This window comes from Ralstonia pickettii, from assembly GCF_000607165.1.
GTDB classification, from domain to species: domain Bacteria; phylum Pseudomonadota; class Gammaproteobacteria; order Burkholderiales; family Burkholderiaceae; genus Ralstonia; species Ralstonia holmesii.
In genome coordinates this window covers 478,194-491,653 of the sequence record NZ_JFZG01000003.1, presented here as the reverse complement: position 1 = coordinate 491,653, position 13,460 = coordinate 478,194, and the positions used below count along the sequence as shown (strand labels likewise).

Genomic DNA, 13,460 nt, shown 5'->3' with positions numbered 1-13,460 from the left:
TCTCCAAATCTGCTTTGACAATGATCGCCCTCGACGACCTCCGCCTGCTGGTGCGCATTGCTGATGCCGGCAACCTTTCCGCCGCCGCTCGCCAGCTCGGCTGGCTGCCCGCCACAGCCAGCGCAGCGCTCAAACGTGTGGAGACCGAACTCGGCGCCCGCCTGTTCGAGCGCACCACGCGCAGCATGCGGCCGACCGAAGCCGGTCAGCGCTATCTCGCCTACGCAAGACAGGCGCTGGAGGCACTGGACGAAGGTGCGGAAAGTCTGGGGCAGGATCGCACCGAGCTGTCCGGTCCCATTCGCATTGCAGCCACATCAGACCTGGGGCGACACATCCTGCGCCCGTGGCTCGACGCGTTCTGCGATGAGCACCCCGGCGTGCGAGTCACGCTGGTGCTCGGTGACCGGCTGGCCGATCTGATGCGCGAAGACCTCGACTTCGCCCTGCGCTACGGACATCTGCAGGATTCGGCGCTGGTGCGGCGGCCGTTGGCGTCGCATCCGCGCGTGATCGTCGGGGCGCCCTCTTACTTCAAGCAGCATGGCCGGCCCGCACACCCGAGCGACCTGGCCGACCACCGCTGCCTGATCCTGCTGCGCAACGGCGAGCCCGTCACGCGCTGGCAACTCACGCACGCCAGCGGCCCTGCCCCGATCGACGTGCGCGGTGATTTCCAATGCGACGACGGCGCCGTGGTGCGCGACTGGGCGGTCGCGGGGCGCGGCCTGGCGTTCAAATCGTGGTTGGATGTCGCGCAAGACGTGAGCGCCGGCCGGCTGGAGGTGGCATTGCCGGCATGGAGTCATGCGCCCACGCCGCTGCAGCTTGTCGCCCTTGCACGCCGCCATCGACCAGCGCGGCTGACGGCATGTGCAGACTTTCTTGCCGCGCGCTTTGCGGAGTTCAGCGCGCGTTACCCGTTCGCTTCTGCAAAGGCGGCAACGGCATCGCCCAAGCCGGTCAAGTCGGCCAAAGCCAAGTCGGCCGTCACGGTGAATACGTAGGCGTTCTTATTGGTTGTTGCGGCGGCGCTGATTGCGTCTGCTTTTGCGTTCGTCAACGCCCATCGGCAAATGCGGCCGCCGCGTCATCCAGCGCCACCTCCGCCATTGCGGCGAATACGTGATCGCGCAGCCAGCGGCTGGCGGCATCCTGGTCGCTGTTCGTGTGCCAGTACAGGTACAGCTCCAGCGGCTGCACGTTGAACGGCAGCGGCAGCATCACGTTGCCATACGGTTCATTGGCGATGCGCGCATAGCGGATCGGCAACGTCGCGAGCAGGTCCGTGCAGCTCACCACACGGCAGGCGGCCGGGTAATGCTGGCAACGCAGCCGCACGCGCCGCTCATGGCCAAGCCGGCGCAGTTCCACATCTTCCAGCCCTGCCCCGCGACGCCGGGACGACACATGCACGTGTTCGCACGCCAGATAGCGCTCCAGCGTCAACGGCGCATTTGCAATGGGGTGGCCCGGGCGCGCCAGCACCACCATCGGGTCGGTCAGCAGCGGCGCATGCCGGATGGCCGGAGATGCCGGCACCAGAATGTCCGCAGCCGCGTCGATGGTGCCGGCCAGCAACTCGGTTTCGAGCTGGCGGCGGTCTCCACGCACGGTCGTCACGTCAATCCGCGGTGCCTCCTTGGCGATGGCCGCCATCAACGGCGGCAGCAGCGTGGCTTCCAGCGCATCGCGCATCGACAACGTGAAGCGACGCTCGCTCGTGGCGGGGTCGAAGCGCGTGCCCTCGCGCAAGGTGCGCTCGAAGCCCTGCAGCGCGGTGCGCACCTCTGCGATCAGCGTGCGCGCCAGCGGCGTCGGCACCATGCCCTGCCCGCGCCGCTCGAACAGCGGGTCGTCAAACAACTCACGCAGCCGCCCGAGCGCGTGGCTCACGGCGGGCTGCGTCAGGTTGAGCGTGCGCGCGGCCGCCGTGATGCCGCCTTCCGTGTAGATCGCATCGAAAACGACAAACAGGTTCAGGTCGACCCGGGATATATGCATGATATTGATGGACTGTAATCTACTAAATTCATTTCTCTTATTGTAGGCGAAGGCTTATTCTGCGGACACCACTTGGGAGTTGCGCCACGCGCCATGACCACCACCACCGATCTGTCCGTGCCGACGGGCTTCGTACTGCTGAACAAGCCGAGCCCTTTCCTGACGATGCTGGGGCCGGTCTATGCCCGCGGCATGGGGCCGACGATGGTGATGGGTTTTCATGTCGGCCACCACCACCTGAACCGGCGCGGCATCCTGCATGGCGGCGTGGTGGCATCGCTGGCCGATGCGGCGCTAGGCTATTGCCTGGCCGAGCCCGGCGAAGGTACCGGCGGCGCCCTGGCCATGTCCACCGCCAGCCTGACTGTGGATTTCATCGCCTCTGCCGGAGAAGGCGACTGGATTGAGATCACCCCGGAAGGATTGCGCACGGGCAGCAAGCTGGCCTTTGCGCAGGCACTCTTCCATCGCGGCGACCGGTTGATTGCGCGCGCGAGTGCCGTGTTTGCAGTGCTCGGCGGACGTATTTGACGCATGGCCGAGCCCGTCTGAACTGAGTTGATGGTTGCCCGTTCGAGGCGCTTGTTCGATGTACTGAGGAGACACCATGAATTTCGATTACACGCCCAAGGTCAAGGAAATGCAGGCGCGCCTGCTCGATTTCTTTGACCAGCACATCTATCCGAACGAGCACCGCTTCCACGAAGAAGTCGAAGCCAACCGCCGCGCCGGCAACGCGTGGATTCCCACCAAGGTCATCGAAGAACTCAAGCCGCTGGCACGCAAGGCCGGGCTGTGGAACCTGTTCCTGCCGCGCTCGCCGCGCGCGCCGGAAGGCCTGTCGAACCTCGAATACGCCCCGCTGTGCGAAATCATGGGCCGCGTGCCCTGGGCGCCCGAAGTGTTCAACTGCTCAGCGCCCGACACCGGCAACATGGAAACGCTGGAGCGCTACGCCTCGGAAGAACTGAAAGACCGCTGGCTCGAACCGCTGCTGCGCGGTGAGATCCGCTCCGCCTTCCTGATGACCGAGCCGGCCGTGGCCTCGTCGGATGCCACCAACATCGAATGCCGCATCGAGCGCCAGGGCGACGAATACGTCATCAACGGCCGCAAGTGGTGGTCGTCCGGCGCTGGCGACCCGCGCTGCGCCGTCTACATCGTCATGGGCAAGACCAACCCCGATGCCGGCCGCCACGAACAGCAATCGATGATCGTGGTGCCGGCCAATGCACCGGGCATCACCGTCATGCGTCCGCTGTCAGTGTTCGGTTTCGACGATGCGCCGCACGGCCACATGGAAGTCGACCTGAAAGACGTGCGCGTGCCGGTGGGCAACATCCTCCTGGGTGAAGGCCGCGGCTTCGAGATCGCACAAGGCCGCCTGGGCCCGGGCCGTATCCACCACTGCATGCGCAGCATCGGCGTGGCTGAGCGCGCGCTGGAACTGATGTGCAAGCGCCTGTCGTCGCGCATTGCATTCGGCAAGGCCATCGCACAGCACAGCGTCTGGCACGAACGCATTGCCGAAGCACGCTGCATGATCGAACAGGCTCGCCTGCTCACGCTCAAGGCCGCGTACATGATGGACACCGTCGGCAACAAGGTCGCCAAGGCCGAGATTGCGATGATCAAGGTCGTGGCTCCGAACATCGCCTGCCAGATCGTCGATTGGGCGATCCAGGCACACGGCGGCGGCGGCGTGTCGGGTGATTTCCCGCTGGCTTCGGCCTACGCGCACCAACGCACGCTGCGCTTGGCCGACGGCCCGGACGAAGTGCACCGCGCGGCCATCGCCAAGCTTGAACTGGCCAAGCATCTGCACCTGAAGGACGTTGCCGACATGCCGGTCACACGCGGCTCCTGACCTGCGGCACGGCTGTACCGTTCACTCCTTAACCCCGCCTTGAGCGGGGATTTTTTTGCCTCTGCCCGGCGTCTGCGCGTTTTTCGGTTCTGTGCTGGAATGGAACACTTTGCAGGCTGCTGGTGGCCTGCACCTCTCTTCCCGGCCAGAAGCCAAGGAGCCAACTCGATGATCGACGTCTATAGCTGGGCCACGCCCAACGGCCACAAAGTGCACATCATGCTGGAAGAATGCGGGCTGCCTTACCGCGTTCACGGCATCAACATCGGCGCCGGCGACCAGTTCAAGCCCGACTTCCTCAAGATCAGCCCCAACAACAAGATCCCGGCCATCGTGGATCAGGACGGCCCCGACGGCAAACCCATCTCGCTGTTCGAATCGGGCGCGATCCTGCTGTACCTCGCCGGCAAGACGGGCAAGTTCATGCCCGACGACGTGCGCGGCAAATACGAAGTGCTGCAATGGGTGATGTTCCAGATGGGCGGCGTTGGCCCGATGCTCGGCCAGGCCCACCACTTCCGCATCTACGCGCCCGAAAAAATCGAATACGCGATCAACCGCTACACGAACGAAGCCAAGCGTCTGTATGGCGTGATCGACAAGCGCCTGAGCGAATCGAAATTCCTCGGTGGCGCGGATTACTCCATCGCCGATATTGCGACGTGGCCATGGCTGCGCAGCTGGAAGAACCAGGGGATCGAGCTGTCGGATTACCCGAAGCTGCAGCGCTGGTTCGAAGCCATTGAAGAACGCCCCGCCGTGCAGCGCGCGGTGAAGGTGCTGGCCAAGGAACGGCCGGCTGTGCAGGACGACAAGGCGAAGGAAATCCTCTTCGGCGCGACGCAGTACGAGCGGCGCTGATTCCGCTTTTTCGCATCGGAAAACAGGCCGCGTGATGCGGCCTTTTTCTTTTGGAAGTCGTCAATGCGGGGCCACGTTCAGGGGCCTAAACGGGCCGGTGCAGCGCTGACGCTCCGCCTGATTTCCCTCAACTGGTGGCACGCATATGCGCCGAAGACACTCCCTCGCAATCGCAGTTCGGCGCGGTATACGATGCGTACCGCGCTCGCGCGTGGCGCCTGATTCCGGGGCTCGACTGATGCCCTTCACCACCATCACCACCAAGCTGGGTTCGTTGTTGCGCGATTACGTGCGCGCCCCCGTCGGCCTGGTGGCGCGGGCGCTCTGGCGCTACCTGACGGAAGACGCCTGATCGCGTTACCGGGGCAATGCGAAGCACTGCACGTCCGGCGCAGTGTAGACCGTCGGATACGGCGACCGCGGCCCCGTCTGCAACCGCAGCGGCTGCGTCGCCAGTACTTCGGCCTCGTTACGCTCTCGCACTGTCAGCGGCTCCGGCGGCGGCCCGGGCAAGTGCACCGGTTGATTGACCGCACACCGCACGGGTTTCCCATCCGCCAGCCGTACATCCATCGTGTAATACGGCCCGACGATGGTCGGCGCACAGGCAGCCACGCCCAAGATCACCGTCATCAGCACCACAGAATGCAGCGCCTTCATCACCCACCTCCGCAACGCACCCGTGAGTGTTTTTGACTCAGCGCGGCACCCGCAAGTGCCGCAGTAAGTGCCGCAGCATCAGGCAGCCGCCGTCAGCATCCCCTGCTTTTCAATGAACCGGATCACCTCATCCAGCCCACCCTGCGCCCGCAGATTGCACATCACAAACGGACGATCGCCGCGCATCTTGCGCGTGTCGCTCTCCATCACCTCCAGCGACGCCCCGACGTACGGTGCAAGGTCCGTCTTGTTGATGATCAGCAGGTCGGACTTGGTGATGCCCGGGCCGCCCTTGCGAGGGATTTTCTCCCCGCCCGCCACGTCGATCACGTAGATCGTCAGGTCCGACAGCTCGGGGCTGAACGTCGCCGCGAGGTTGTCACCGCCGGACTCAATGAAGACCACATCCGCATCCGGAAACTTGGAGAGCATGCGATCCACCGCTTCGAGGTTGATCGACGCATCTTCGCGGATGGCCGTGTGCGGGCAACCGCCCGTTTCGACACCCATGATGCGTTCGGCAGGCAACGCGCCGGAGATGGTCAGCAGGCGCTGATCTTCCTTCGTGTAGATGTCGTTGGTGATCGCCACCAAGTCATAGCGCTCGCGCATGGCCTTGCAGAGCATTTCGAGCAGCGTGGTCTTGCCGGAGCCCACCGGGCCGCCCACGCCAACGCGCAGGGCTGGAAGTTTCTTGGTTCGCATGATGATCAGGTTCAGGATCGAAAGAGTCGTGAGTATTGCGTTTCGTGCCGGGCGGACAACACACCCAGCCCCGGTGAGAACGTAGACAGTTCAGGCGGATGACAGGCCGCACGGCGCGTGGCCTCCTCTACCGCACGCGCCACCGCAGTGTGCAAACCGAAGAGAATGCGTTGCCCGGCAGCCTGCCCGAGCGGCACGGCCTTGACTGCCGCCGCCATCTGGTTTTCCACCCATGCAAAGCAGTACGCCGTCACGCCGTCGTGCGGGTCGACATTCAGAGCGGCAGCGGCGGCGGCAAAGGCAGTCGGAAAGGTCACTGTCGCGCGCGCGGCCAATGCACTGCGCAGTGCGCCATCGCCCCACTCCATCTGCTGGATAAGTCGATTGAGCGACCAGCCCATCTGCGAGGTTTCCAGCCGCAGCTCGCGCGTCTCGCGGGTGGCAAGGAACCATGCATCGCGCTCGGCCACGGCATCGAAGCGACCCGCCTGCCAGTCAGCAAACTGCAACAGCCACAGCGGCGCCTCGCAGGCCGCCAGCACGTCGAGCCCTTCCGCAATCCATGCCGCAGCCGACGCTTCATCCGCCACGTGCAGCACGTCCACCGCCGCTTCCAGCCCCTGCGAATAGCTGAACGCGCCCACCGGCAGCGCGGGGGACGCGAGATGCAGCAAGGCAGTGAGCTGCGCCGCGTTAGTCATGGTGATGGTGGTGATGACCGCAGCCGGGGCCGTGGACATGGCCGTCGTCGTGACCGTGGTCGTGCCCATGCGCGTGATCGTGGTTATGCGCGTGGTCACTCGCATGATCATGGTCATGCGAGTGACCGTGATCGTGCCCGTGATGCTCGTGATACAGCGCCTGCGCGGCCGCGTAGTCCTCTTCAAATGTCGCATCGTGGCCGTGCCGATGGCCGCCGCCGTATGCGCCCGCCTCGGGCTCGAACGGCGCCTCAACATGTGCGACGGTCACGCCCAGGCGCACGAGCATGTCTTCGAGCACCGGATCGGCTTCGAGCTGCAGTGCATCTGCGCTGACCTGCACAGGCGTGTGGCGATTGCCGAGGTGATAGGCCGCCCGCATCAGCGCGAGGCGGTTGTCGCTCGTCACGCGCAGCACCTGCTCAGGTGCAGCCTGCACTTCCACCAGCGTACCGTCTTCAGCAACCAGCACGTCGCCGCCACGCATGACGGTGCCGCGCGGCAGTACAACGGCCACGTCACGGCCATCGTCTAGCGTGGCGCGCAGGCGGCTGCGGCTGCGCTCCAGGAATGGGAGCACCAGCTTGGGCGCGCGCTTGACCAGCACGGAGGCCAGGCCATGCGGCGTGGGGAGATGTTTAGTGATGGAAAGCATCGTTGGAACCTATTCACAATCTCATGACGGCCCAGCATGGAGCTGAGCCTGTCAAATACCAGGGTCCGAGCCTCGAAGGTCGAGCTCCGAGCCTCAATCGTCAGGCTCTGAGCCTCAATCTTCAGACTCAGAGGCTCAATCGTCAGGCTCAGAGGCTCAATTGCCAAGCTCTGACACTCAATAGTGGGGCTCTGAACTCCGACTTTCACACTTTTGGTTTCGAATCCCGAGCATTGAGGGTCGAACGTCGGGCTCGGAGATTGGAGCACGAGGCTTTTTGCATCGAGCATGGCCCTCGGAGGCCCGAAAAATTCTGCGTTTTTGCTTCGGTTGCGTCTCGTTTTGTCCTGATTGGGTCCTGCGGTCGAATTGCTTTGCTTCGTTGGCTCTTATTCGATATCTGGAGTATCGAATTTGAGGGTCAGAGGGTCGTGATTGGGGGTCTGAGGCTGGGATTTCGAGGTTCGAGGCTCGTTTTCTTCTTTTCTGCCGGGGCGGGCCTTAGTGGTTTGCTGCTGTTTCACCCCCTGCCGGGGGCGACTCACTTTCTTTGTCTTGCCAAAGAAAGTAAGCAAAGAAAGGCGCGCCCGAGATGGCGAAAGATTCCTTGAATTTATGTCGCAGAGAGGGAGGGGAGGCAAACTCGCTTCGCTCAAACAGGCCTCCCCTCTTTTTCCTCTCTGCAACAGAAATTCAAGGCGCCATCTAGGGCAAGGGGTAAAGCACACAATCTTCTGCCCGCACGCCACTCCGTTGTACGTTCTGAACCCTCGCACGCACTTCCACTTCCACTTCCACTTCCACTTCCACTTCCACTCGCACTCGCACTCGCACTCGCACTCGCACTCGCACTCGCACTCGCACTCGCACTCAACGAGCCCCGGCGCCCACCTCAGTTCCCCGCCGGTGTGGCCGTTGACGTTCCTGCCCTTGATGGCGCCTTGGATTTTTGTTGCGGGGAGGATCAAGAAGGGAGGCTGTCTGAGCGCAGCGAGTTTGCCTCCCTTCCCTCCCCGCGACACAAATCCAAGGAGTCTTTCGCCATCTCGGGCGCGCCTTTCTTTTGCTTACTTTTCTTTGGCAAGACAAAGAAAAGTGAGTCGGCCCCGGCAGGGGACGATACGAGGGATGGACCAACAACAAGAAACCAGCCCACCCCAACCCACCAGCTAGAACAAAAAATACCGCTGCGCCATAGGCAACACCTCAGCCGGCTCACAAGTCAGCACAGTCCCATCCGCCACCACCTGATAAGTCTCCGGATCCACAGAAATATCCGGCTGCCAGTCGTTGTGGATCATGTCCGCCTTGGTCACCGTACGCGTGCCCTTGACGACCGCCGTGGTCTTGGCCAGCCCATACTGCTCCGCCACCCCAGCAGCGGCCGCGGACTGCGACAGGAAACTCAACGACGTCCGCCCCAACGCCCCGCCCGCCGATCCAAACATCGGCCGATAGTGCACAGGCTGCGGCGTGGGAATCGACGCATTCGCATCCCCCATCGCCGCAGAGGCAATCATCCCGCCCTTCAGGATCAGACTCGGCTTCACGCCAAAGAACGCGGGTTTCCACAACACGAGGTCCGCCCACTTGCCGACTTCAACCGAACCGACTTCGTGCGCAATGCCGTGCGTGAGCGCGGGGTTGATCGTGTACTTCGCCACGTAGCGCTTCACGCGGAAGTTGTCGTGGCCGCCGCGCGCGTCGTTCGGGTCACCAGCGAGCTTGCCGCGCTGCACCTTCATCTTGTGCGCGGTCTGCCACGTGCGCAGGACGACCTCACCGACACGGCCCATGGCTTGCGAGTCGCTGGAGATCATCGAGAACGCGCCCAGGTCGTGCAGGATGTCTTCGGCGGCGATGGTCTCGCGGCGGATGCGGCTCTCGGCAAAGGCGATGTCTTCGGCGATGGACGCATCGAGGTGGTGGCACACCATCAGCATGTCCAGATGCTCGTCCAGCGTGTTGACGGTGAACGGCCGCGTCGGGTTGGTCGACGACGGCAGCACGTTCGATTCACCGCACACGCGGATGATGTCGGGTGCGTGCCCGCCGCCCGCGCCTTCGGTGTGATACGTGTGGATCGTGCGGCCTTTGAACGCGGCGACGGTGGCCTCGACGAATCCCGATTCGTTCAACGTATCGGTGTGGATGGCGACCTGTGTATCGGTGTCGTCGGCCACGCCCAGGCAGCAATCGATGGCGGCCGGTGTGGAACCCCAGTCTTCGTGCAGTTTCAGGCCGATGGCGCCCGCGTCGATCTGCTCGCGCAGCGCGCCCGGCAGGCTGCCATTGCCCTTGCCCAGAAAGCCGATGTTCATCGGGTAGGCGTCGGCGGCCTGCAGCATGCGCTGCATGTACCACGGACCTGGCGTGCAGGTGGTCGCATAGGTGCCGGTGGCGGGGCCGGTGCCGCCGCCAATCATCGTCGTCACGCCGCTGTTGAGCGCTTCGTCGATCTGCTGCGGGCAGATGAAGTGGATGTGCGTGTCGACGCCACCGGCGGTGACGATCATGCCCTCGCCCGCGATGATCTCGGTGCCGGGGCCGATGACGATCGTCACGCCGGGCTGGATGTCCGGATTGCCCGCCTTGCCGATCGCCGAGATGCGGCCGTTCTTCAGACCAATGTCAGCCTTGACGATGCCCCAGTGGTCGATGATCAGCGCGTTGGTGATGACAGTGTCGGCGCAGTCTTTCGATTCGCGCTGGCTCTGGCCCATGCCGTCGCGGATGACCTTGCCGCCGCCGAATTTCACTTCCTCGCCGTAGATGGTGAAGTCGCGTTCGACTTCGACGATGAGGTCGGTGTCGGCCAAGCGGACGCGGTCGCCGGTCGTGGGGCCAAACATTTCCGCATAGGCGCGGCGATCAATCTTCAATGTCATGTCCGTGCCTCGTTCAAAGCTTGCCCATCACACGGCCGGCGAAGCCATAGACCACGCGATCGCCCGCAAGCGCCACAAGTTCGACCGTGCGCTCCTGCCCCGGCTCGAAACGCACGGCGGTACCGGCGGCGATGTTCAGCCGAAAGCCACGCGCAGCTTCGCGGTCAAAGCGCAGCGCGTCATTGACTTCATAGAAGTGGTAGTGCGAGCCGATCTGCACCGGGCGGTCGCCCGTGTTTGCCACCGTGACTGTCACCGTGGGGCGGCCTGCGTTGAGTTCCAGATCGCCGTCTTGCGGGAGGAGTTCACCGGGGATCATGTCGCGCCCCTCAGACAGCCGCCGCCAGCAGGCCGGCGCCGTACAGCGCCACGCCCACACCCGACAGACGCGCCAGCCACGCCAGACGCGGCTTCAGCGCAAACCCGGCGCCGATACCGGCGGTATGCAGCAGCGCCGTCGCCACAGCAAAGCCGCCAACGAAATACGGGAACATGGCTTGCGCGCCTGCGGGGAATTCCGTGCCATGCGCATAGCCGTGGAACAGCGCGAATGCGCCGCACAGCAGTGCACCGCCCCAGGCCGGCAGTTGCGCGCGTGCGGCAATCAGCAAGCCGAACACCAGCAGCGATGCGGCGATCATCGGCTCGGCCATCGGCAAGGCCACGCCGCCTGCGCCGAGCAGCGCGCCCAGGATCATCAACGCAACAAAGGCGACCGGTGCCCACAATGCGTCGCGCACCGAGCGCGAGGCCAGCGCGCTCCACACCCCCACGGCCACCATCGCCAGCAGGTGATCTGCGCCGGTGAGCGGATGCAGGAACCCGGCGAGCAGGCTGCCCCCGGCGGTATGGCCCGGATGCCCCGGGTGAGCAAAGGCAACGGAGGCGCCAAACGTGAGCGCAATGGCCGCAGCGGGCCGGACGAAGCGAGACAGGGTATGCGTCATGGCAGGACTCGTAGTGGTGAGTGGCGTGCGGACTTCAAACTTCAAATGATCGGGTGGTGGACGGTGACGAGCTTCGTGCCGTCGGGAAACGTGGCTTCGACCTGGATGTCGGGAATCATCTCGGCCACGCCGTCCATCACGTCATTGCGGGTGAGGAGCGTGGTGCCGTAGTGCATCAGCTCGGCGACGGTCTTGCCGTCGCGCGCGCCTTCCATGATGGCGGCGCTGATGAAGGCGACGGCTTCCGGGTAGTTGAGCTTGAGGCCACGGCCCTTGCGGCGCTCGGCCAGCAAGGCGGCGGTGAAGATCAGCAGCTTGTCTTTTTCGCGCGGGGTCAGTTCCACGAGGGGCTCTCTTCGGTGAGGGTCAATTCAGTTCAGTTCAGATCGGGCGATGCGGGGTCACGTCGCCATCATGTGGCCCACAGGCGCAGCGGACGGCCCGCTACGCCATGCATCGGTTCGCGCAGCGCCAGCCATGTCTGCGACAACAGGGCGCGTGCATCTTCAGGCCGGCGTGCAAGCACGCGCAGCAGCAAAACGTTTGGCAGGCCGGGCGCATCTTGCGTGAGGCACGTGACGCCTGCGCGCAGGTCATCGTTGTACGGCAGGTGCTCGGCCATCGATTCGGCCAGGGCATCGGTCGCGCCCGCGCCCACGGCCCAGAGCGTGCCGACGACGTGGAAGCCGGCCATGCCCGTCGTCGCGTTCAGCATGGGCGATTGCGTGTCGAAGGCGGCCGATTCAATCCACAGCGGCTGGCCGTTGCAACGCAATGCGGTGCGCATGGCGATGCGGCCTTCGGCCCACGATTCACCGGCAGCGTGGCGGCCGAGCATGGTCGTGTCCCAGCCGATGGCGGTGGCGCCCGGTGCCAGATCCAGCGTCAGGTCGATGATCGGGCAGGCCTGGTTGAAGACGATGTTCTCTTGCGGCAGCCAGTCGAGCCGCGCGTCTGCATCCATGCGGATGGCAACACGCTGTGTGGCCGTGCGGCCGAGCGACTTGTACCACTTGGTGGCGCCGGGCGTGGTCAGGACCGCATGCGCATCGGCACCGACTTCGATGTCGATATCGAGCACATCGCCGCCGGCAATGCCTGCGGGCGGATGCAGCATCACGGCATGGCAGACGCCCTCGCCTTCCGGATACAGCGCCTTCTGCACCCGCAGCGGCCCCTGATGCCGGCAGGTGGCCAGCACGGTGCGCTCACCGCGCCGCGCAAACGCCAGGCGCAATGAGGCTTCCCAGGATGCAAATGCGGAGGCCTGCGGCGGAACAGGAAAATCGGGATGGCGCATCGGTCATGCAATCGGGAGGGGTCCCCAATGAAACGCGGCTACGCGCTTCAGATTGGGGCCCACCCTAAGCAAACGGAAAGGTTTTCCATCATAGCCAGATGCCGCCCATTTGGCACCCGACTTTTTCACACGACACCTGTGCGTCAAACCGCCACCAGATCGCGCACGCCATCGGCCTCCATGTTGGCGCCGTCGCCGCTGGCAATGACTTCACCGCGGCTCATGACGACGTAGCGGTCGGCAATGCTGCGGGCAAAGTCGTAGTACTGCTCGACCAGCAGCACTGACATGCCGAACTCGTCCACGAGGCGGCGCAGCGTGCGGCCGATCTCCTGAATGATCGACGGCTGGATGCCTTCGGTCGGCTCGTCCAGGATCAGCAGGCGCGGCTCGCTCATCAGCGCGCGGCCGATGGCCAGTTGCTGCTGCTGGCCGCCCGAGAGGTCGCCACCGCGCCGGCCCCTCATCTCCTTGAGCACCGGAAACAATTCATAGATGGAATCGGGCACTTTGGAAGGTGCACGCTTGGCGGCCGCACCAATCAGCAGGTTCTCTTCCACCGTCAGGCGCGGGAAAATCTCGCGCCCCTGCGGCACATAGGCGAGCCCCTGCGAGACGCGCTCGTAAGCTGGCAGCTTCTGGATGGTGCGGCCTTCCCAATCGATCACGCCGCTGGCGGTGGGCACCACGCCCATCAGGCATTTGAGCAAGGTCGTCTTGCCGACACCGTTGCGGCCAAGCAGCGTGGTCAGCTTGGCCGACGGCACGTCGAAGCTGACATTGCGCAGGATGTGGCTGCCGCCGTAGAACTGGTTCAGTTGCTGGACCTGTAGCATCGCGTTCTTTCCTTTTGCCTTGAGGGGGGCTCTGAA

15 protein-coding genes are annotated in these 13,460 nt (G+C 64.2%); 4 read left to right on the top strand and 11 right to left on the bottom strand.

What is annotated here, in order from left to right; all coding sequences use genetic code 11:
- The first annotated feature begins 20 nt into the window (after positions 1-20).
- A complete protein-coding gene (locus tag BG83_RS0102970; RefSeq protein ID WP_024975322.1) occupies positions 21-1,007 on the top strand; it encodes a LysR family transcriptional regulator in 987 nt (328 codons plus the stop codon).
- Positions 1,008-1,059: 52 nt separating this feature from the next.
- Here the strand turns inward: BG83_RS0102970 and BG83_RS0102965 are convergent, their stop codons facing one another.
- Positions 1,060-2,004 (bottom strand): LysR family transcriptional regulator, encoded by a 945-nt coding sequence (locus tag BG83_RS0102965; protein ID WP_024975321.1) that lies wholly within the window; start codon positions 2,002-2,004, stop codon positions 1,060-1,062.
- A gap of 93 nt (positions 2,005-2,097) precedes the next feature.
- Here BG83_RS0102965 and BG83_RS0102960 point away from each other — a divergent pair, with 93 nt between their 5' ends.
- The 3 genes from BG83_RS0102960 to BG83_RS0102950 all read left to right on the top strand — a co-directional run bounded on the left by BG83_RS0102960 (position 2,098) and on the right by BG83_RS0102950 (position 4,732).
- Positions 2,098-2,535, top strand: coding sequence for a PaaI family thioesterase (locus BG83_RS0102960; protein ID WP_024975320.1), 438 nt, complete (start codon positions 2,098-2,100; stop codon positions 2,533-2,535).
- Positions 2,536-2,611: 76 nt separating this feature from the next.
- Positions 2,612-3,871 (top strand): acyl-CoA dehydrogenase family protein, encoded by a 1,260-nt coding sequence (locus BG83_RS0102955; protein WP_024975319.1) that lies wholly within the window; start codon positions 2,612-2,614, stop codon positions 3,869-3,871.
- Between the two features lie 168 nt (positions 3,872-4,039).
- Positions 4,040-4,732: a glutathione S-transferase N-terminal domain-containing protein gene (locus BG83_RS0102950; protein ID WP_024975318.1), complete on the top strand. Its 693-nt coding sequence runs from the start codon at positions 4,040-4,042 to the stop codon at positions 4,730-4,732.
- 357 nt (positions 4,733-5,089) lie between these two features.
- Here the strand turns inward: BG83_RS0102950 and BG83_RS27575 are convergent, their stop codons facing one another.
- The 10 genes from BG83_RS27575 to urtE all read right to left on the bottom strand — a co-directional run bounded on the left by BG83_RS27575 (position 5,090) and on the right by urtE (position 13,424).
- Positions 5,090-5,392, bottom strand: a complete 303-nt coding sequence (locus tag BG83_RS27575; RefSeq protein WP_037031508.1) for a hypothetical protein — start codon at positions 5,390-5,392, stop codon at positions 5,090-5,092.
- A gap of 78 nt (positions 5,393-5,470) precedes the next feature.
- Entirely contained in the window at positions 5,471-6,097 is a 627-nt protein-coding gene (ureG, locus tag BG83_RS0102935; RefSeq protein WP_009241038.1) for an urease accessory protein UreG, read from the bottom strand.
- A gap of 11 nt (positions 6,098-6,108) precedes the next feature.
- Positions 6,109-6,798, bottom strand: a complete 690-nt coding sequence (locus tag BG83_RS0102930) for an urease accessory protein UreF (RefSeq protein ID WP_024975317.1) — start codon at positions 6,796-6,798, stop codon at positions 6,109-6,111.
- A complete protein-coding gene (gene ureE, locus BG83_RS0102925) occupies positions 6,791-7,453 on the bottom strand; it encodes an urease accessory protein UreE (RefSeq protein ID WP_024975316.1) in 663 nt (220 codons plus the stop codon). Before ureE ends, BG83_RS0102930 begins: the two co-directional genes overlap by 8 nt.
- Positions 7,454-8,622: 1,169 nt before the next feature.
- A complete protein-coding gene (gene ureC, locus BG83_RS0102920) occupies positions 8,623-10,341 on the bottom strand; it encodes an urease subunit alpha (RefSeq protein ID WP_024975315.1) in 1,719 nt (572 codons plus the stop codon).
- 13 nt (positions 10,342-10,354) lie between these two features.
- Complete coding sequence (locus BG83_RS0102915) at positions 10,355-10,660, bottom strand: urease subunit beta (RefSeq protein ID WP_004630755.1); 306 nt, start codon at positions 10,658-10,660, stop codon at positions 10,355-10,357.
- 10 nt (positions 10,661-10,670) lie between these two features.
- Positions 10,671-11,288, bottom strand: a complete 618-nt coding sequence (locus BG83_RS0102910; protein ID WP_024975314.1) for a HupE/UreJ family protein — start codon at positions 11,286-11,288, stop codon at positions 10,671-10,673.
- A 41-nt stretch (positions 11,289-11,329) separates the two neighbouring features.
- Positions 11,330-11,632, bottom strand: coding sequence for an urease subunit gamma (gene ureA / locus BG83_RS0102905; RefSeq protein WP_024975313.1), 303 nt, complete (start codon positions 11,630-11,632; stop codon positions 11,330-11,332).
- Between the two features lie 68 nt (positions 11,633-11,700).
- Positions 11,701-12,588: an urease accessory protein UreD gene (locus tag BG83_RS0102900; protein WP_024975312.1), complete on the bottom strand. Its 888-nt coding sequence runs from the start codon at positions 12,586-12,588 to the stop codon at positions 11,701-11,703.
- A gap of 143 nt (positions 12,589-12,731) precedes the next feature.
- Positions 12,732-13,424 (bottom strand): urea ABC transporter ATP-binding subunit UrtE, encoded by a 693-nt coding sequence (gene urtE / locus BG83_RS0102895; RefSeq protein WP_024975311.1) that lies wholly within the window; start codon positions 13,422-13,424, stop codon positions 12,732-12,734.
- Positions 13,425-13,460 lie beyond the last annotated feature (36 nt).

What these genes read in the sequence shown, in the direction of transcription:
- ureE (WP_024975316.1), bottom strand. Translation starts at nt 7,453, where the DNA reads ATGCTTTCCATCACTAAACATCTCCCCACGCCGCATGGCCTGGCCTCC.
- BG83_RS0102910 (WP_024975314.1), bottom strand. Translation starts at nt 11,288, where the DNA reads ATGACGCATACCCTGTCTCGCTTCGTCCGGCCCGCTGCGGCCATTGCG.
- BG83_RS0102965 (WP_024975321.1), bottom strand. Translation starts at nt 2,004, where the DNA reads ATGCATATATCCCGGGTCGACCTGAACCTGTTTGTCGTTTTCGATGCG.
- ureG (WP_009241038.1), bottom strand. Translation starts at nt 6,097, where the DNA reads ATGCGAACCAAGAAACTTCCAGCCCTGCGCGTTGGCGTGGGCGGCCCG.
- BG83_RS0102900 (WP_024975312.1), bottom strand. Translation starts at nt 12,588, where the DNA reads ATGCGCCATCCCGATTTTCCTGTTCCGCCGCAGGCCTCCGCATTTGCA.
- BG83_RS0102960 (WP_024975320.1), top strand. Translation starts at nt 2,098, where the DNA reads ATGACCACCACCACCGATCTGTCCGTGCCGACGGGCTTCGTACTGCTG.
- ureC (WP_024975315.1), bottom strand. Translation starts at nt 10,341, where the DNA reads ATGACATTGAAGATTGATCGCCGCGCCTATGCGGAAATGTTTGGCCCC.
- BG83_RS0102955 (WP_024975319.1), top strand. Translation starts at nt 2,612, where the DNA reads ATGAATTTCGATTACACGCCCAAGGTCAAGGAAATGCAGGCGCGCCTG.
- BG83_RS0102915 (WP_004630755.1), bottom strand. Translation starts at nt 10,660, where the DNA reads ATGATCCCCGGTGAACTCCTCCCGCAAGACGGCGATCTGGAACTCAAC.
- BG83_RS27575 (WP_037031508.1), bottom strand. Translation starts at nt 5,392, where the DNA reads ATGAAGGCGCTGCATTCTGTGGTGCTGATGACGGTGATCTTGGGCGTG.
- BG83_RS0102950 (WP_024975318.1), top strand. Translation starts at nt 4,040, where the DNA reads ATGATCGACGTCTATAGCTGGGCCACGCCCAACGGCCACAAAGTGCAC.
- urtE (WP_024975311.1), bottom strand. Translation starts at nt 13,424, where the DNA reads ATGCTACAGGTCCAGCAACTGAACCAGTTCTACGGCGGCAGCCACATC.
- BG83_RS0102930 (WP_024975317.1), bottom strand. Translation starts at nt 6,798, where the DNA reads ATGACTAACGCGGCGCAGCTCACTGCCTTGCTGCATCTCGCGTCCCCC.
- BG83_RS0102970 (WP_024975322.1), top strand. Translation starts at nt 21, where the DNA reads ATGATCGCCCTCGACGACCTCCGCCTGCTGGTGCGCATTGCTGATGCC.